We start from the raw sequence: 19,681 nt of genomic DNA on the forward strand, positions 1-19,681 counted from the left end.
CGGATGCAGTACCGACCTGGCCTCATCGACGGCCTCATCGCCAAGACCGGCCTCGACTTCCAACCGCCGTAACCTCAGCCATTGAAGATCTCTAGAGATGGTGGTGAGCGCACCTTCGCTATGGGCCCGCTAACCTCGGGCGGCTGCCTGGTTACGCCGTGTTGGACGCTTCGGCAAGTAGGCGAAATGATTCCGGCACTACACGCAAGGAGCCCCGCCGGTTGGGTACCGGCGGGGCTCCTTGGCTTGGGGTGCGACGGTTGTGCCCGCGTGCGTTAGCTGAGTTGTGTGGGGGTGGGCTGGTCGTGGTTGAGGGCAGCTACGGCGGCGGGGGTGAGGGCGGTGTTGAAGGTTTGGACGTTGCTGATGTTGCCGGGGAAGTAGTTGCTGGTGCCGGCGCTGCCGATGTGGAGGGGGCCGGTGGCGTTCCAGGCGGTGGGGTTCGTTCCAGTTCCGGCGAGGTTTCCGTTGATGTAGAGGTTCATGGTGTGGGTGGCGGCGTTGTAGACGCCGACGAGGTGGGTCCAGGTGTTGAGGACCGGCGGGGTGGAGGCGACGGCTCCGGGATAGGTGCCGGGGCTGGTGCTGTCACTGGCGGGTGAGATGAACGCCCAGGCGTTGTAGCCCTTGGAGTACTGCAGGTAGAACGAGTCGACGCCGGTGCCGGAGCTGCTGGCTTGGCCGACGGCGGTGTTGTAGGTGGTGGTGTTGGTCATGTTGACCCAGGCTGAGACGGTGTAGCCGGCGGAGGTGTCCAGGACCGGGACTGCGGTTGCGGCATCGCCGGTGGTGCCATTGAGGTGCAGGACCGTGCCGCGGCCCGGGTCGGTGGTGAAGGTGGCTCCGCTGTTGGCCGTGAGCTTGTTGGCGGGGCGCACGGTGTTGTCGGCGTTAGTGAGTTTCCACCAGTCCGTGGGCTGGTGCAGGTAGCCCAGCGGCACCGGGGTGGCGAACTGCGCGATACCCGCCGACGGGGCCGTGCCGGGGTATTCGAGGATCTGGCCGTTGCTGGTGGTGGCGTACAGGTCCGGGTTGCCGTCCGGGCCGCCGGAAGCGCCGTCCGTGATGTTGTTGGTGTCACCGGGTGAGGCGATGGTGGGGTAAGTGCTGTCGCCCAGGCCGATGGGCAGGACGGGGACCTGGGCGGGCAGAGTGCCGTTGATGCTGCCCGTCCAGTTCTGGTCGGCGCGGCCGGTGAGGCAGGCGTAGATGATGAGCTGCGTACCGGCGGTGGTGCTGCTGGCCGGGTCAGCCAGGCAGAGGTTGGACTGCGGGTTTTTCAGCGTGCCGTTGGGCCCGGGCGTCCATTTCTGGGCGGCTGTGCCGTTGCAGGTGTAGAGCTGGATTCCGGTGCCCGAGGCGGTCCCGCCGTTGGTGATGTCCAGGCACTTGCCGAGTACGCGCACGGTGTTGTCGGTACCGAGGGTCATCTGTTGGGCGTCGGAGCCGTTGCAGGGGTAGATCTGGATCTTGGTGTTGTTCGCGGTGGCGGCCTTAACGACATCGGCGCACACCGTGCCACCGCCGGAGACCGCGATGGCTGAGACCAGGGCGTGGTGGGCTGGGGCGGCGAGCAGGGTGGTGGGCAGGCCGTTGCCGTCGAAGGTGAGGGGGTAGGTGTGGAGGGTGCCGGTGATGTTGTCGCGGGCCCACAGGGTGGGAGTCCCGTCGACGGTGCCGGGGGCGATCAGCGTGGTGTTGGACCAGTCACCGCTGCCCAGCAGGAGGGCCTGCTTGAGGTGAACTCCGCCCTTCGAGGTGCCGGGGTAATACCACAGCCGGCCGCCTTCCATGGTGATCAGGTCGGCGAGTCCGGAGCCGTTGTCGAAGCTGCCCGGGGCGAGGATCTGGCTGACCGTTCCCCAGGTGGTGTCGTAGCCCGCGCAGGTGGATCCCGGGTTGCAGGTGGGCTTTTCGGTGAGCGGGATGCGGCCGTTGGTGTTGCTGAAGTGGCCGGCTGCGCCGGTGGTGCTGGTCTCCGCGTCGTTGCGGTAGATGTACATCTGGTGGGTGACGGTGCTGTAGGCGAACAGGTCGTCCACCCCGGACTGCGCGGTACTGCCGCGGTGAGTGATCAGGAACTTGTCCCAGCCGGTGGAAGCCTCGGCCTCGGGGCTGGTTGCGGCGGTGGAGGAGATCACCGGGGCGGCGGCCGCGTCGGTGTTGCCGGGCAGCAGCAGCAGATCACCTCCCTTGGAGGGGGCGACCAGGTCGGGAATGCCGTCCCCGGTCAGGTCACCAGCGGTGACCTTGGTGGCGGGATTCCACGGTGCGTAGAAGCTGTAGGTAGAGGGGTTGGCGTTGCCGGCGCCGTCGACGGCCTGGACGTACAGCGTGTGCGTCCCCCATTGCTGCGCGGTGACGCTGATCGGGATGTCGGCTTGAGCGAAGCCGGTGGTGGCATCCGGGAAGGCGCCCTTTATGTGTCCGGCATCCGCACCGGTGGGCCCGATGGGCGTGTCGAGGGACCATTCGAACTTGCGGATGTCACTGCGGACGCAGGCCAGTGGTGCGCAGGGTCCGGTGGGCATCGGATCGGTGCTGGTGACGTGGATGGTGAGGTCGGGGTCGCCGGCGTGTTTGGTCGGTGCGGTGCCGCTGCCCAGGGGCGGGAAGTCTGCCGAGTCGGTGAAGGCGGCCTGGGTGGGCGGGGTGAGGTCGGTTTTGAAGTGGCAGCTGGTGGTCCAGGGGCCGTACAGGGTGCCGTCCCAGGCGCGGACGCCCCAGCCGTACTGATGGCCGTCTTGGGCAGTGAACCCGAGGTTGTGGTGGACGGTGGTGCCTGAGGCGACGGCGGCGGTCAGGGGTGGGTTGAAGACCGTGGCGCTGCCGTTGGCCTGGGGGAGCATGTTGTCCCACATGGCGTACTGCGCCTGCAGGTTCACGCCCGACATGGGGGTGGTGAGGGCGGCGTTGAGGGTGATGTTGCTGTTGGTTCCGGCCAGGGTGGTCTTGCCGATCCAGCCGTCAGGGCCGCCGCCGCACGCAGCACCTGCGGGGTTCTGGCTGTTGGGGTCGGTGTCCGGTGCGCTGGGCGCAGCCGGGGGGATGTCGAAGACGGTGACGATGTACGGGTTGCTGTTGAAGCGCATGAACCCGTAGTTCGTGTCGTACTTCGACTCGTTTCCGCGCAGCGAGAACGCCCAGGTGTCCTTGTCGATAGCGGCGTTGCCCCGGATGCCGGCGGTGACGTCGAAGTTGACGTACCGGGTTCCGCAGCCGGCGTTGACGCTGGCGCTGGCGACGTTCTGCGTGCCGAGCGCACCGCCGACACCGGGCTGATTGTTCCAGGTCAACTTGTTCACGAACTGGGGGGTGTTGATGTCTGCTGTCGGGTACAGGGTGACGGGCCAGGTGTTGGAGCATCCGCCGTCCGCGCCGTCGACCTCGGCCAGGACCAGGGTCGACTTGGAGATGACCATGTTCGAGTGCAGATTGCTGGTGTTCAGCTCGAAGAACGAGCGCTCCAGTCCGAAACAGGTCGAGGAGAAGTGCTGGTAGCCGATGCCCTCACCGCCGTACTTCTGCGGGGTGTCCCACTGCGGTGCGCTCGGGCAGCCTTCCTGGGCTTCGGCGAAGTGGTTGGTGCCACTGGAGACCGGACTGACGGTCGGGTCGATGAACACCGGGTACTTGGTGGTCGCCCCGGTGAGCAGTCCGGCGTCGGGGGTGAGCGTGACAGCGCCCGCGGTCGCGGTCAACGCGACCGGCTGGACCTGGGCCCCGGCACCTGGACCGTCCGTGGAAGAGGCGGTCGGTGTTGTGCCTTCGGCAGCGGCAGCGGCAGCGGTGCGGGCGGCGGCGGATTTGGTGCCGGCTGGTGCTGTGGTAGCGGTGGAGGAGTCCCACATGATCGGTGCGGGGCTGGTGTAGGCCGCGGTGCCGTCGGCGGTGGTGGCGGACAGGCGGCCCTGGGCATCGGCAGCCAGGGTCAGCCCTTGGGTGCTGGTGGCCAGACGCAAGGTCTTCAGGGCGGGGTTGGCGGCGGCTGTCGCGTTGCGGACGATCAGTACTTCGCTGAAGGCGCCCTGGTCACTGACGGATGCTTCCAGGTCCACGCCGGGCAGCACGTTCGCGTACAGGGCGGTGTCGCCGCTGACGGTGGGTGCGGGCAGGGTGGCGGGGAAGGTCAGGGCCAGACGGTGTCCGCTGGCGTCGGTGAGGGTGGCCAGCGGGCCGCTTCCTCCGCCGGACAGGGCCACCCCGGCCGGGGTGGCGGCGGGGGAGTAGGTGCCGTCACCGTTCCGGCCCAAGGTGGCGTCGACCGCAGCCCAGGTGTTGTTCTTCTTCACCCGGACGGCCTGCAGGTTGTTGGTGGTCGCCAACGTGCCGTCGGGGTGGGCGAGGGTCTGCTCGGTCGGGGTGGTCAGTGACTCGACCACGACGGGCTTGCCGGTCGCCTTGGCCTGCAGCAATGCCGCCTGCATAGGACCGCCGGGTGTCAGCGGCGGGGCAGTGGCCGTGTCGGCCGGGACGGACGGCGGTACATCGTCCGCCACGGCCGGACCGGCCAGTGACAGGACGAGGCCGCTGACGGCGAACAGTGCCGCCAGTCGTATCGGACTGCGGCGCCTGAATCGGCGCACGCTGATGGAACCCCCCACGATTACCCCTCTCTCGGGTAAAGATTTGCCCAACCACGGAGATGCCGTGGCGGGCGGTGCGGCTGAACAGCCGCGTTGGTGGTGCTGTATCCGAACCCCCGCATCCTCCTCTGCCCCAGTGACAACGCCCCTGTGTGGGGCTGATGTGGCTGGTGTGACTCGTGAGGATGTCGGGAAAGGCTATTGCGGTTCGTACAGGTGTGGCAATACGGTTCCGGAGGATCGTGGCGGCGCACCTGCCTCACGAGTGGGTAGCCCGTCACGGGTTGCCGGGGTGGGCTGGGGGGTCTGCGAAGTGCGTTCCAATGTGCGTTTGTTTACCGATGTCCGGACACGGGCTCGGCTACGTCGCGGGATCGTGGCCACTGCCACGGTTGCGGCGATGTCGATGATCGTTCCACTGGCGCAGGCCGACGTGGTCGGCGGCTACCACTACACCGGCCAGGTCTGGGCCGACGGCCAATTGCAGGCCCAGCCAGTCGTCGATGGCCAGCCTGTCACCAGCTCGCGCGGTACAGCCACGCCCCCGGCACCCAAAGGCGCGCGGGTGCTGCAGGCTCACAAACCGCTCGCCGCGGTCTGGCCTGCCGCCAGCACCAGCACCGTGAACCTTGCATCCCCTGCGCCCGGCGGCACGGCGGCCAAGGGTGCATCGCCCAAGGGAACCACCGATCCGAGCGTCGTTGCGAAAGCGCCCCCCGTGCGAGCGGGTTCCTCGCCGGTATGGATCGCCCCCGCGACGGCTGCAGCGCCCTTGTCCCGTACTGGCGCGAAGGTAAGCGCCCCCACTGCCGTGCAGGCGCGGGTCGCCGACCATAAGCAGGCGCTGTCCGCGAACGTGGACGGACTCCTCGTCGGTCTCCAGCGGGCAGACACGCGCGCCGAGGCCGGGCGCGTGACGGTGTCCCTCGACTACGCCGCGATCGCCCAGGCATACGGTGGAGGCTGGGCCTCACGCCTGCACCTGGTCACCATGCCCGGCTGCGCCCTGACCACACCGCAGGTCGCCGCTTGCCGCGTGCAAGAACCCCTGGAGACCGCCAACGACGCGGCCGGCCAGACGCTCACCGCAGCTGTTGACCTGCCTGCCACCAGCACGGTGACACTGCGCTCGACAGCCGTTTTGGCTGCTCCTGCTGCGAGCCAGTCCACGGTGGCCGTTGCGGCCGTCTCGGGTTCCGGCGGCTCGCAGGGAGATTACACCGCGACCTCGTTGTCGTCGTCCGGCGCCTGGGCCCAGACGTCAAGTGGGGGGTTCACTTACGGCTATCCGCTTGTAGTGCCGGCCTCGTTGAGCGGCAGCGCTCCGTCGGTCGCGCTGTCCTACAACTCGCAGGCTATCGACGGTGAGACCTCCGCCCGTAACTCCCAGTCGTCCTGGATCGGTGACGGGTGGTCGTACGAGCCAGGTTTCATCGAGCGGTCCTTCAAGGCGTGCAGCAGTAGCGGGATCAAGGACTCGGGAGACAAGTGCTGGGGTGGCTACAACGCCACGATGTCCCTCGGATCACGCAGCGGCGAGCTGGTGCGCGACAGCAGCGGCGTCCTCCACCTGCAGTCCGATGACGGTACGAAGATCGAAAGATTGACGGGCGCGGCGAACGGCCTGTGGAGCGGGGAGTTCTACCGGGTTACCACGCCGGACGGCACGGCCTACTACTTCGGTGAGAACCACGCACCCGGTACGACGGCGGATGCGTCGACGGGCAGCGCTTGGGGCGTTCCGGTTTACCACCCCAAGCCCGGTGATCCCTGCTACAGCGCGGCCAAGGGTGCGGCGTCGCAGTGCGACAAGCCGGTCGGCTACCGCTTCAACCTCGACTTCGTCGTGGACCCGCACGGCAATGTCCAGCGCTACGACTACGCCACCGAGTCCAACTACTACAACATGGGCTACGGCCAGGTGGCGGCCTCCGGAGACGGCGGCACCCTGACCTCCTACACCCGCGGCGGATACCTCAAGCGAATCTCCTACGGATACAAGCTGGCCGACGCGGTGGCCGGGCGCGATCCCGCCGCCCGGGTCAACTTCGACACCTCACAGCGCTGCACGACCTCCGACACGGTCTGCACTCTCGACAACCTGTCGAAGACCACGTCCTCCAACTGGCCTGACTCCCCGTATGACCTGAACTGCCCATCAAGCTACAAGACCTCCGGCGAAGGCGATGACGTCTGCCACGTCGGATCGCCGACCTTCTGGTCCACCTATCGCCTGAAGACGATCACTACCCAGGTGAAGGTGGGTACCGGCTTCCAGGACGTCGACTCCTACGCCCTCACCCACGTCTTCTCCGACGCGGGCGGGGTCATCGACCCGGTCACCGGTGCGGAGGGGGACGCATCCGACGGCGCAGTGCAAGCAGTCATGTGGCTGTCATCGATCCAGCACACCGGCCACGACACCACCGCCGGCGGCGCCGACCCGATCACCCTGGACCCGGTGACGTTCACAGGTATCGAGACCGACAACCGTGTCGACGGGCTGACCCCGGCCGCGCCTCCGCTGTATCACCCGCGCATCTCCAGCATCCGGACCGAGACTGGTGAGTCCATCGCCGTCACGTACAGATCCGCAGAGTGCTCCCGCGTCAACCACACCATGCCATCCTCGCCCGACAGCAACACCAAAGCCTGCTTCCCCGTGTACTGGTACCCGCCAGGTGCGGCCGAACCGATCTCCGATTGGTTCACCAAGACCGTGGTGTCCCAGGTCACCGGCAGCGACCTCACCAAAGCCGGCTCCAAGGCGAAGGTCGTCAACTACGCCTATGCCGGTGCGGCGTGGCACCGTGACGACTCCGACCTGACCGACGACCAGTACCGCACCTGGAACGACTTCCGCGGCTACCGGACCGTCACCACCACCGGCGGTGCCAGCCCGGACCCGATCACCAAGTCCGTGGCCACATATCTGCAGGGTATGGACGGTGACTACAAGGCCGACGGGACCACCCGCAGCGTCACCGTGAACGGTGCCACCGACAGCAACTGGCTGGCCGGAGCACCGTCTGCGACGGAGAACGTCGACACCACCGCTGCCGGCGCACCGGTCACTGCTCGATCCATCATCGATCCTCCGGTGGTGGTTGAGACCGCCAACCGATCGCGCACCGCGTGGACCTCAAAAGAGCCTGCCCCGAATACCTTGTCGGATCTACCTGCCCTCACCACTCACCGCTTGAAGTCCGCCAGCAATCGCGGGCAGTCGCTTCTGGCGAGCGGCGCGTGGCGCACCGTCCAAGCGATCACCACCTATGACGACCTCGGCCGGGTGAAGCAGATCGACGACAAGGGGGACGTCTCCGACCCGCGGCAGGAGACCTGCACCACCATCAGCTATGCCCCCGCGCCGGCCACCAACTTGATGATGCTCGTCTACCCGAGCGAGACCATCGCGGTTGCCGGCCCCTGCGGGACGGCCCCGGGAACCACCAAAACGCTGTCGGACCAGCGGGTCTTCTACGACGGTGACGGCAGTGTCACCAACCCTGGAACGTATGGCGTACTCGGCCAGTCCTGGCCGTCCGACGGAGCGACGCCGCAGGTCCACTCGCTCGGCTACATGACCGCCATGCAGTCGATCAAGTCCTATGACGGATCCGGCAACCCGATCTTCCAGACCACCGGTGCCCTCAGCTACGACAGCTATGGCCGGATCGTCAAATCACTCGACGGCGCCGGATCGGCCACGACGACCATGTTCACGCCTCCGACAGCTGTCCTGCCCACCGTGACCACCACCACCAACCCGTTGGGTTGGGTCTCCACGGTCACTGCGGTTCCGACCCGCGGACTGGTCACCCACGCCGTGGACGCCAACGGCCGCGTTACCGACAGCACATTTGACGCCCTGGGCCGGCGTACCGCCGTCTGGCTGCCAGGTCGTGACAAGACCGCCAATTCCGATAGTCCAGACAAGACGTTCCTGTACGCCATTCACGGTGCGGGTACCAGCCCGGACCCGTCCGCGGTCACGACGCGGACGTTGCGTGAGAACGGCAGTTACAGCACCGCGGTGACGTTGTACGACGGAATGCTGCAGGTGCGCCAGCAGCAGTCCACGACTGCGGACGACTCGGCCGGACGGCTGATCACGTCGAACTCGTACGACAGCCATGGCTGGCCGGTGTCCACCATCGCGACCTACTCGGACCCCAACAGCGACCCGTCGACGACGATGTTCGCGGAGTTCGAGAACACCGTGCCGTCGCAGAGCAAGACGGTCTACGACGGGCTGGGTCGCCCGATCGCCAACCAGTTGTGGTCACGTGCCTCGCTGCAGTGGCAGTCCACCACCTCCTACCCCGGCGCGGACGAGACCGACACCATCCCGCCCGCAGGCGGTCAGGCCACCGCCACGTTCATCAACGCCAAGGGTCAAACCACCGCGAGCCGGGTCAAGGACACCACCCCCGACAGGACCCTGCCCGCGGGCACGGTCATCGCTTCGGGCAGCACGGTGTCCTCCAACAGTGTGCGGCTGGCCATGCAGGCCGACGGCAATCTGGTTCTGACGGGCATCACCAGTGGCGCGGTGCTGTGGGCGTCGGGCACCTCGGGCAAGCCCGGTGCCAGCGCCACCGTGCGCACCGACGGCAGTCTGGCGGTACTCAGCACCACTGGCACGGTGCTGTGGACCTCCACCGGCGGCGTCGCCGGCGCCACCGGGGGCTACGCCATGATCCGCGACGACGCCAGCGTGCAGATGTACAACGCCGCGGGGAGCAGCCGTTGGAGTACCGGCACTGCCGGTAAGGCCGCCGCAGCCGACATCACCACCCGCTACACCTACACTCCGGCCGGGCAGACCGCCTCGATCGCCGACACCGTCGGTAATACCTGGACCTACCAGTACAACCTGCAGGGCCAGAGGATCTCGCAGAGTGACCCCGACTCGGGCATCAGTACTTCTGGCTACGACGCTTTCGGCCGGCTGACCCAGACCACCGACGCCCGCCAGCAGACCCTCTCCTACACCTACGACCTCCTCGGCCGGAGAACCGGCGAGTACGCGGGCACCAGTACCACCGATGCGACCAAGCAATTGGCCGGTTGGACGTACGACACCCTGGCCAAGGGCCTGCCTACCTCGTCCACCCGCTACGTCGGCGGCTCCACCACCAGCGGTAGCGCGTACGTCAAGAGCATTACCGGCTACACCACCGCGTACCAGCCCACCGGCACCACCGTCGTCATTCCCCCGGCCGAGGGGAAACTCGCCAACACCTACACGATGGCCGCCCAGTACACCCCGCGGGTCGGGCTCCTGGCGTCCACCGACTATGGCTCGGACGGTGGTCTGCCGACCGAGTCGGTCGGCTACGGCTACGACCTGCAAGGGCTCCTGCTGGAAACCGGGTCGGACGACAACCCCTACCTCGACACCGCCTTGTACAGCCCCCTCGGACAGATCCAGCAATCCACCTACGGCGTGTACGGCAAGCAACTGCGCACCGCGCAGACCTACGACGACGCCACCGGCCGCCTGGCCACCAACACGGTGAGTTTGCAGCCCAATGAGTTCGGCCCGATCGATGCCACCACCTACGGCTACGACCAGGCCGGCAACCTCAAAGCGGTCTCCGACACCCAGTCCAACGGCACCGCCGTCACCGGCACCGACACCCAGTGCTTCGCGTACGACGGCATCAACCGCCTGTCCGAAGCCTGGACCGACACCAAGGGCACCAGCACCCCCACCACCGGACAGCTGTCCCACTGCACCACCAGTACCCCCACCCCTGCCACTCTCGTCGGCCCGGCCCCGTACTGGCAGACCTTCACCTACAACCTGCTCGGCGACCGCACCCAACAGGTCAAGCACGACATCACCGGCAACGCGCTGAAGAACACCACGCAGAACAGCAGCTACCCCGGAAACGGCGCTACCGCCGCGACGCAGCCCAACACCGCGACCAGCGTGACGACTACCGACGCGACCGGCACCACCACGCTGACCCCGCACTACGACGCGGCCGGCAACACCAAGAGCCGCGACACCAAGGTCGGCACCGCCGCCGCCACGACGCAGACCTTCACCTACGACGCCGAGGGACGCACCCAAAGCGTCACCCCCAAGGCCGGCTCCGGCACCGTCGCTTCCAGCTACCTGTACGACGCCGACGGCGGCCTGCTGGTACAAAAGGGCCCCGGCAGCAACATCCTGTACCTGTTCGGCGGCGCCGAACAGCTCACCTTGGACACCGCCAAACAGACCGTCTCCGGGCTGCGGTACTACTCCCACCCCGACGGCACCACCATCACCCGCTCCTCCACCGGCACCCTCACCTACCAGCCGGCCAACCCCCAGCACACCGCCCAACTCCAGGTCAACCGCACCACCCTGGCTGTCACCCGCCGCGCCTACGACCCCTACGGCGCCCCCCGCGGCACCGCCCCCACCGGCTGGGCGGACAACCACGGATACCTCGGCCAACCTGCCGACACCACCACCGGACTCAACCTCCTCGGTGCCCGCAACTACGACCCGGTCCTCGGCCGCTTCCTCACGGTCGACCCCGTCTTCGAAGCCGGCGACCCCAACCAGATGGGTGGGTACACCTACGCCGGCAACGACCCCGTCAACGGCAGTGACCCCACCGGCCTGATGTGGCTCCGGGACGGTGGCGGTGGTGGCGGCGGTGGATCCGGTTCCAGCGGCGGCGATCCCGGCGGCAATGTCACTTTGGGGAGCGTGGGTAGAGGTGCCATCGGAGCGCTGGATTCCTTTGTCGGCCCCATGTACAGCGCGGCAGTCAATGGGGTCGGGTACTTCAACAACGCCTTTGCCACGGCGGCCAGCCCGATGGCACCGCCGCCTCCCTACGTCGCGAAGGACTACAGCCACCCATTCGGGAGCCTCCTCGGCATAGACAAGAGTCTGGGCTACCAGACCGGCAACGTCTCCGGAACCATAGTTTCGTTTGCCATCGATGGCGTGGGGCTCGGCAAGGTACTCAAATTGGGGTACAAGGCATTCAAGGCTGGGAGGGTGGCCAAGGAAGCCAAAACTGCTGAGAAAACCGCCGAGGACCTCGTCAGCAGTAAGACTCCGTCGGATACCACCCCCAAGGCGGATCCCGCTCCCAAGGCACCGAAAACTGCCGACGAATCCAGCGCACCCGGAACCGGGACACAAGACAAGCCCACCGCCACCGAAGTCAAACCCTGTAGTTTCTCCCCCGACACCCCTGTCCTGATGGATCAAGGCCAGACCAAACCCATCGGTGACATCATGGTCGGGGACAAGGTCGAAGCCGCCGACCCCGACACCGGCAAGCACGCCGGCCCTCACACCGTCACCGCCACCATCGTCGACTACGACACCGACCTTGTCGATGTCACCGTTCGCGGTCAAGATGGCAAGCCCGCCACCCTGCACACAACCTCCAAACACCCCTTCTGGGACGACACGACCCACACCTGGGTCCCTGCCGGAGCGCTCCAGTCCAGCCACGCCCTGAACACAGACAAGAACCAGCACGTCACCGTCCTCTCCATCCGCATCACTCCCGGCGCGGCCAACCGCTACAACCTGACTGTCGCCGAACTGCACACGTACTATGTACTGGCGGGGACCACGCCGATCCTGGTGCACAATGCCTGTCCGACATCCGCTGCACTCAGCGCAGCTCCGCATCCTGCGAATGTCTCATTCCATCCGTCGGTGGACTTGTCCTCGAAGACGGCCAGTGAGGCTGGAAGTATTCAGACTGCCAGCGGATATGCTACGGATGTGCCCGCAGGGTACGGCCGAGCCATGCCTGATCAGGTGTATGCAGCGATGCCCATTGCGCGTACTCCTCACCCGTTTATGGATAATTCCGGGGGCCCCGGCGCCTATTATCTCTCTCATGCCGAGAAGCAGGCGTCAGTTCTTAATCCTGGCTACTCAATATCGGTCAGTCGAGATATGTGCAATGACTGTATATCTTGGTTCCAGGGTCGATCCCAGCAACTCGGGGTGTCGATATTTGTTTCTGATCCGACGGCAATCCATGTATTCACGCCTGATGGCCAATGGAATTCATTTGACTATCCGTCGTGGTGAACTTAGTCGATGGGTTGGCGTCGAGCTTCGAATTAGCTCGACGCCAACCCGCTGCCCCGGTACGCTAACGGGCTTGGGTGACAATCCCGTTTTGACTAGTGCTGTAGAATCGTGCATGGATCTCTCGACTTGGAGGCGTGGATGGGTGAGGATATGCTGGATTGGCATTCTTTTCCTGCGGGACTACCGACGGCAGAGTTGATCAAGAACGCGGAGGATGCCGAGGCTCGGAGTGATTTGATCAGCGCCGGAAATTGGTATTTTCATGCAAAGCGTCGCGGGGCGATGGGACTGGAGGGGAGAATTGCAGCGCTGGTGCCAGGACTGGAGTTGGCCGTGGCGCAGTCCAACGGCGAGGCGAAGGCTCTGCTTGCTGCCGTTCTTCTGGATCGAAAGTATGACTTGGCCCGGGCTGCGCGACTGTTTGGCGAGGCGGCCGATGCAGGCGTTGTAGAGGGGATGCGCGAATTGGGATTTATGCTGACGAATGGTATTGGCGTGAATCGAGATCCCGTGCAGGCGAATGTCCTATTTCGGCAAGCGGCTGAAGCTGGTGATGGCTATGCCGCGTTTAACCTCTCAGTCAATTACTATCATGGTGCTGGCGGGGCACGGAATTTTCGAGAATTCTCGCGCTGGCTGCAATTTGCTGCCAACTTGGGAATTCCGGAAGCCTGTGCTGTACTTGGCGATCAACTTGCCAAGAAGGGGCGTGATGGCGAGTCCCTTGATTGGTACGTGAAGGCTGCGAAGTCGGGCCATGCGCCCGCAATGTTTTCGGCGGCTCGGAGGTATCGCGATGGAGTTGGGTGTGAGGTGGATCCGGTGCAGGCGGTTAGATGGTTTCTCGCCATGCTTGATCGAGGGAATGGCGATGGAGTCCATGAGGCGATTAAGATAGCGCCGTTGATGACGCCTGATCAGATTTTGGAGGCTGGACGATTGTCCGGCCGCGGTTCAGAGGCTGAACTGCTGCTTCCGTCATCGTGACGGCAGCAGTGATTTGCAGAGTTCACTTTGTCGGAGCTCTATAATCGCCCGTTCCTTACCCCTCGAGACGCCGATGGCAGGCCACTCGTGCATCTGAATCCTTATTGGACGGCCCAACGTGTGTGTTGTGAATCCTCCGGAATCAGATCTGGTCCATATTTGCTCATATGCGCCCATCGGATTCGCTTCCGGTGGGGCCGCTGTGGTGCGCTGAAGGGATCTGACGGCAGTAGCTGACGGCAACGTAAGCGGACGGGTGCTGCACAGAGCGGCGGTTCGTCTCCGTCGTCGGTTCGGGTGGCGGTCGCCTTTGGGGCGCGCAGGGTCTTGCTGAAGAGGTTAATGGTGTCGCACCGGGGGCGGAGTCGGACGTGGCGTACACCCTCGCGGTGACACCGATGTGGGCGTGACCCGACAGTTTTTTGATGACGACGAGGTTGGCGGGTTCGATGGGGAGCCCGTCGGTCCGGGTGAAGACATAGCTGCTGTCGGTCCCGTCCGTGTCGGCCTTCTGCCGTAACTTGGGTTTGCCGGGCACGGTGTGCACGGAAAAGAGCCGGCCGCGGCCTGTTCCACGCCGGCACGCACAGCAGCGGGAAGATCTGCCCATCCGGTTCTCGTCACGGTCTCAGCGTCCCGGCCCGGCAGGGGCTGGCGCAATGCCCCCGCCGGACTTCACGGACGGTCAGCCCTGGGTGGCGCCGCACTTACGGCAGCGCTGCTTCCCCGGTCACTGCGTCCACTCGTGCGCGCACTCCCCGCGGGCGATGCGGTCCTTGTCGATCTCGTTGGCCGTAGTGGTCGCGCGTTCCATCGTTGCGGTAGCCATGGTGAAATCATCCGGGTATGGGGCACTTCAGTATCTCGCCAACCTCCGGTGATCGGAACCCTGTTGACAGGATCCGAGGTGGGGAAAGCGCAGGTCGGTGGGGGTGTGGTGGGGGTCGCCGGGGGTGGGTCCAATGACACGTCTTGTGATACGCCGCAGCCGGGCACGACGAAGCCCCCGACCCGGCGTGGGATCGGGGGCCGTCTACAGCAGCTTCAGGGCAGGTCGATGACCTTGATCGTCCACTTGCACTCGGAGGTGACCTCCAGGTGCATCGAGCCGCCGTCATGCAAATGCGTGACATCCGAACCTTTGGCGCCCAGCTCGTTCAGGTAGATGTCCCCGAGGTCGCCGCCCTGTTTGACGATGAAGTTCCCCTGCACGCCGAACGCCGAGCAGTCGTAGGAGTACTGCAGGTCCCAGTCGTCCTCGACCTTGAACGTGGCCGTGGACTTCATGCCCGATCCCGACACTGACAGGACCGTCTGCGCCTTCGGCTTCGGCTTCGGCTTGGGTGCCGCGGCGTGCGAGGCCGGCGCACTCGTTGCCGCGGGCTGCTTACCGGCCGGTTGCGCCGCGGTCGTCGTCGGGCTGGCGGCGGCTGCCTTGTCTTCCTTGTCGCCGGTTGCGGCACCGGCGACCCCGATGACGACGACGAACCCCACGACCCCGAGGATGATCGGCAACGTCTTCGACTTCTTCGGCGGCAAGGGCAGGGGCGGCGGTGCACCCCACTGCCCCGTCGGCTGGTGCCCGGTCGGCCCCGGTTGCTGGTGCGACATGGTGCCTCCACGGCGAAATTGGTTGAGGGTTGGAGCATCACAGGGGGCTCAAGCGCCACGGGGCGAAGTTGGAGGGCTGTGACAAAGGTGATCGAAGTGATCAGAAGCGGTCGGAAATGGTCACCGGGTGGGCGCCCTTCCGTGCCTGCTCGTACCGGCCGCGCGCAGCGATGAATGCGGACCACCCCCGCCTGCGCGGGGAGAACAACGCAGCCCCCTTGGGCAGCGGCAGCGTCCCTTCACCCCTCTACGCCCTGCACTACGCCGCAAACGCGTGAGCGGTCAACCCCGCAGATTGCTCTCCGCGGGCGACACCCCCGCCTATCCACGCCTGATAGGCACCAGTACATGCCAGGTGGCTTTGTTCACGAGTTACGGGTTCTGGCACAGATCTTGGGGAGCGGTCACGGAGGGTGGCGGCATCGTTCGACTGCAACGGATGGTCACGACCCTGGGCCCGTCACCGTGCACCTCGACCACCACAGGCGTGACCCTTGTCCGACCCAACACATACGCTGTCGCCACGGAACAAAGAGCCAAAGGATGGAGGCGGCATGTCGTTGACGTGGCTGGATACGGAGGGCGGCCCCTTCATCGTGGTTCCGCGCACTGCGCTGCCGCACTGGTCGGGAACGGAGGGCGACTACGACCGGGCCTGCGAGGTGCTGGATTTCGTCGGGGTCCTCGAACTGCCTGACGGAGCCGAGGCGCTCGTCCTCGGGGACGAACCTCTCTCCACCGCCTACCTTCCCGAGCATCGGGTCCTCGCCCGCTGGCACTACGCGGAGAGCGGGGAAGGTGTCGCCGACATCATCCGGACTGGTCTTCCCACCGCCGAGTGGAAGGAAGGACCCGTACTCAGCACCACTGGCGAGCTTGTTATGTTCGACGCCGCCTACTTCGGCACCGAGGTCGGGACGCTCACGGACAGCACCACCCTCGACCTCGCCGCCGGCCGCTACCGAGTGGACTCGGCAAGCATCGAACCGAACAACCTGACGTCCTTTCGCGTCCATCGCTTTGTCGAGCTGGACTGACCCGACGTTTGTAAAGATCCTGGGGAGTCGCTGCCGAGCGTCACTGAAGCAGGATCATTTTGCGTAGGAGTTCGAATCCGGCTCGGCCGTAGAGCTGTCTCTTGATCTTTCTGATGCGGTTCACGGCGCCCTCGATACTGCCCGAGCTCCAGTCCAGGGTGAGGCCGGCGGTCACGGCGTCGAGGTCTCGGTGCAGGTGGAGTGCGAAGCCGGTGAGGCCGGGCAGCTGGCTGGCGTCGACGGCATCGATCCAGGTGGGGAGCGTGGCACCGAGGCGGTCGCTGAGTATCTCGCCGAAGTCGCGGACGTGGCTGGCAGTCGTGTCCAGTTCGGGGCAGCGGGTCAGGACGTCCTTCAGACCGGCCCGGTCCTCCTCGGTCAGGGCCGTGGGGTGGCGGGTGAGCCAGCCGGTCACCTGCCGTACCGTCGGCGGCCGTGGCGGTGCGGCGGACGGAGCCCCGCGCAAGGTGGCGATGTGGGCTCGGACCATGCCGTAGGTGACGGGAGCTTGCTCGGCGACCAGCTCGCCGTGGAGTCGGGTGACGCTGGTGCATCCCTCGGCGAATCGCCGTTCTAGGTAGGGCTTGTAGGGGTCCAGCCTGGTGGGCCGGGGCCGGTTCTCGCGGATGGTCTCCTGCCAGCGTGCGGCGGCTGCGTACCGGAGCACGGTGTTGAGACCCCAACCCAGGTGCCGGGCGATCGCCCGGCGTGAGTGACCCTGGGCGAGCATCTCGTGGACCAGGGCGTGTGCGGCCTTCTTACGCTCGGCCCGCCGGCCGACGGGCTCCGCGTCGTTCTGCGGCTGGCCGGAAGCCGGCCGGGTGTCCTGCGGCCGCATGCCGCTGGGCGTCGGGTTGCGCAGGCAGTCGCGGTGAGCGGCGACGCAGGTCTCCACGGCCCGGCCCAGGCCCTGCCACAGATGGAACCGGTCAGCGATCTGCAGAGCATCGGGGGCGCCGCGCCGGGCGCCCTCGGCGTAGGCGCCCGCCCGGTCCCGGCAGATGATCTCCACGCCGGGGTGGCGGATCAGCCAAGCGGCCAGTGGCCCCGCTTCACGCGTCGGGAGCACATCGACCACCCGGTGGTCTTCGACGCTGGTCAAAACGGTGGAGTAGGTCTGGCCGCGGCGGATCGCGAAGTCGTCCACGCCCAGCACCCGCGGAGTACTGAACCGCGGATCGGGCAGTGCCATGACCTTGCGTAACAACGTCATCCGTCCCGCACCGAAACCCAGCCGGGCCGCCAGCCGAGCGCCGGCCCGCCCCGCCAAGGCCAGCCCCACTCGCTCCACGAGGTGGTTGAGCCGCGTGGTGAACCGCGCGTGCGGGGCGGCCAGCCGGGAGAACGGCTCGGCGAACGTCCGCCGCGGGCAGTCCGCCGACCCGCAGATGAAGCGCCTGACCGTCAGCCGGATCACAAAGCCCTGGTCAGCCAGAGGAAGGTCCCTCAGCCTGCGCTGGTATCGGTCGTGGACTCGGCCCGAGAAGCGGCCGCAGCCCGGACACGCCGCCCCGGCCGCGCGGCCTCTCGCCACCACCTCGACCGTGCCGAACGCGGCCGTAACCGCCTCGACATCCACCTCGTCGATCCCGGCGAACACCAGCGAGTCCCAGAACGGTGCATCGGTCTGCTTGACCAGCACCATCACCGTCCACAGCCGACCAGGGCAGCGGCCGGCAGACACCTGAGGGAGCGTCAATTCCGATCGTCGGACGACAAGGCGTACGCGGTCTCACGCGAACCCGTCTCCTCGCGATCGAACATCGAGGTAACGCTCCGCGACGGCTCCCCAAGATCTGTGCCAGAACCCCGTTCTCACCTACGAAGCCATGCCAGGCGTGTAGGAACTGCGATCCCGTCGCGACGCCCTGCGAGCAAGCCCGCGTCAACCGTCTGAAGCAGTGGCGCGGAATTGCCGCCCGCTACGACAAGACCGTCGAGTCCTACCAGGCCGCTTTCACTCTCGCGTCGCTCCTCATGTGGGCGTGACGTCTGACGACAACTCCAACCGCCCGCAGGGGCCGTGGCGCGATCCTGGCACCGAGAGTGATCCAGAACCATTGGGCCGTCGCCGACAGCTGGGCGGCTGAAACAAGTCGCCGAGCGGTTGGACGGGTTTGGCGCTCATGTCGCGCGGTTCTAGCCATACGTCCAAGGTTCGGCTCCGAGTTGGACAGGTCGAAGGCCCGCTGTTTCGACTGGCCCCCGGCGGCTCGCGGGCGGCGGGGCGGATCGCAGGCCGCCTTGCCCTGGGAGGCGGTGTCGTAGGACGTGACCGGCCGCTGCGGTCGAGCCGCCTCCGCATATGATGACCAGGCTCGGGAGATCCGGAGCTTGAGTGTTGCGGGGCGGGGAAAGTCGAAGCACCGGTTGTCCAAAAAAGGCCGTTACATCGCGCTTGCGGCGACAAGCGTCGTCGTCGTGGCCGGTGCCGGGGTCGTGGCGCAGACCTCGATGGCGGCCACGACGTGGCCGGCACAGCAGACCTCGATGGCGGCCACGACGTGGCCGGCACAGAAGACCTACACGGGCCGAGCGTTCGACGCCTGCACGGCCCCCTCCCTCACCGCGATGAGCGCGTGGAAGAAGGACAACTACTACGGCGGGGTCGCGGTCTACATCGGCGGGAAGAACCGCGGGTGCGCCCAGCCCAACCTGACCAAGTCCTGGGTCAAGTCCGTCGACACGTCCGGCTGGCGGGTCATTCCCCTCTACGTCGGCGCTCAGCCGCCCTGTCAAAAGAGCGGCAACAAGGAACGGTTCACCGAGGCCACCGCCGCCTCGGTCGGGGTGAGCAACGCCAACGACGCGATCGCCAAGGCGGCTGCGCTCGGCATGAAGGCCGGCAGCCCCGTCTACCTCAACATGGAGTCGTACGACACCGCCGACAAGGCGTGCAACGACGCCACCCTGATCTACGTACGGGCCTTCACCAAAACCCTCCGCACCAAGTCCTACCGCGGCGGCCTCTACGGCTTCAGCACCTCCAGCGCCAAGGCCATCGCCACAGCCAAGGACCGTACGGACCTGCCGGGCAATCTCTGGTACGCCCTGTGGAACGGCCAGGAGACCACCATCAAGGACTGGCCCTGGGACACGAAGCTGTACACCGACCACAGCCGGGCCCACCAGTACCAGGCCAACAGCAAGGAGACCCGCGGCGGCTACACCCTCACCGTCGACCGCAACGCCTGGGACGCCCCGGTCGCCATCATCGGCTGACCGGGGCCTACTACGGAGCCCATCGCTCGCCGTCCTGCCGACGGTCAGCAAGCGCCACGCTGCGGGCCGGGGTCTGTGTAGGGAACGGTGGAACTCAGTCGGATTTCTTCAGCGGCGGCCGGCGGTGAGCCGGCCGTCGAAGGTGATGTCGAAGGCTTGGAGTG

7 protein-coding genes are annotated in these 19,681 nt (G+C 66.4%); 4 read left to right on the forward strand and 3 right to left on the reverse strand.

The annotated features are described in order from the left end of the window. Positions 1–275: 275 nt before the first annotated feature. Positions 276–4,586, reverse strand: a complete 4,311-nt coding sequence (locus ABZ721_RS39455) for a LamG-like jellyroll fold domain-containing protein (protein ID WP_358793663.1) — start codon at positions 4,584–4,586, stop codon at positions 276–278. Positions 4,587–4,986: 400 nt separating this feature from the next. On the opposite strand from ABZ721_RS39455, the gene ABZ721_RS39460 reads away from it, so the two are divergent. Next, positions 4,987–12,657 (forward strand): polymorphic toxin-type HINT domain-containing protein, encoded by a 7,671-nt coding sequence (locus ABZ721_RS39460; protein WP_358793664.1) that lies wholly within the window; start codon positions 4,987–4,989, stop codon positions 12,655–12,657. A gap of 141 nt (positions 12,658–12,798) precedes the next feature. Then, complete coding sequence (locus tag ABZ721_RS39465) at positions 12,799–13,647, forward strand: tetratricopeptide repeat protein (protein ID WP_358793665.1); 849 nt, start codon at positions 12,799–12,801, stop codon at positions 13,645–13,647. 1,044 nt (positions 13,648–14,691) lie between these two features. On the opposite strand, the gene ABZ721_RS39470 is transcribed toward ABZ721_RS39465, so the two are convergent. Continuing rightward, a complete protein-coding gene (locus tag ABZ721_RS39470; RefSeq protein ID WP_358793666.1) occupies positions 14,692–15,141 on the reverse strand; it encodes a hypothetical protein in 450 nt (149 codons plus the stop codon). Between the two features lie 671 nt (positions 15,142–15,812). Here ABZ721_RS39470 and ABZ721_RS39475 point away from each other — a divergent pair. Then, positions 15,813–16,295: an Imm21 family immunity protein gene (locus tag ABZ721_RS39475; protein WP_358793667.1), complete on the forward strand. Its 483-nt coding sequence runs from the start codon at positions 15,813–15,815 to the stop codon at positions 16,293–16,295. A 40-nt stretch (positions 16,296–16,335) separates the two neighbouring features. Here the strand turns inward: ABZ721_RS39475 and ABZ721_RS39480 are convergent, their stop codons facing one another. Then, a complete protein-coding gene (locus tag ABZ721_RS39480) occupies positions 16,336–17,940 on the reverse strand; it encodes an ISL3 family transposase (protein ID WP_358793668.1) in 1,605 nt (534 codons plus the stop codon). 845 nt (positions 17,941–18,785) lie between these two features. Here ABZ721_RS39480 and ABZ721_RS39485 point away from each other — a divergent pair. Beyond that, positions 18,786–19,517 (forward strand): glycoside hydrolase domain-containing protein, encoded by a 732-nt coding sequence (locus ABZ721_RS39485; protein ID WP_358793669.1) that lies wholly within the window; start codon positions 18,786–18,788, stop codon positions 19,515–19,517. Positions 19,518–19,681: the final 164 nt, after the last annotated feature.

This window comes from Streptomyces sp. NPDC006733, from assembly GCF_040636125.1.
GTDB lineage: Bacteria > Actinomycetota > Actinomycetes > Streptomycetales > Streptomycetaceae > Actinacidiphila.

Coding starts and splice junctions, on each gene's coding strand:
- ABZ721_RS39460 (WP_358793664.1), top strand. CDS start 4,987: ATGTCGATGATCGTTCCACTGGCGCAGGCCGACGTGGTCGGCGGCTAC.
- ABZ721_RS39465 (WP_358793665.1), top strand. CDS start 12,799: ATGGGTGAGGATATGCTGGATTGGCATTCTTTTCCTGCGGGACTACCG.
- ABZ721_RS39475 (WP_358793667.1), top strand. CDS start 15,813: ATGTCGTTGACGTGGCTGGATACGGAGGGCGGCCCCTTCATCGTGGTT.
- ABZ721_RS39480 (WP_358793668.1), bottom strand. CDS start 17,940: ATGGTGCTGGTCAAGCAGACCGATGCACCGTTCTGGGACTCGCTGGTG.
- ABZ721_RS39485 (WP_358793669.1), top strand. CDS start 18,786: ATGGCGGCCACGACGTGGCCGGCACAGAAGACCTACACGGGCCGAGCG.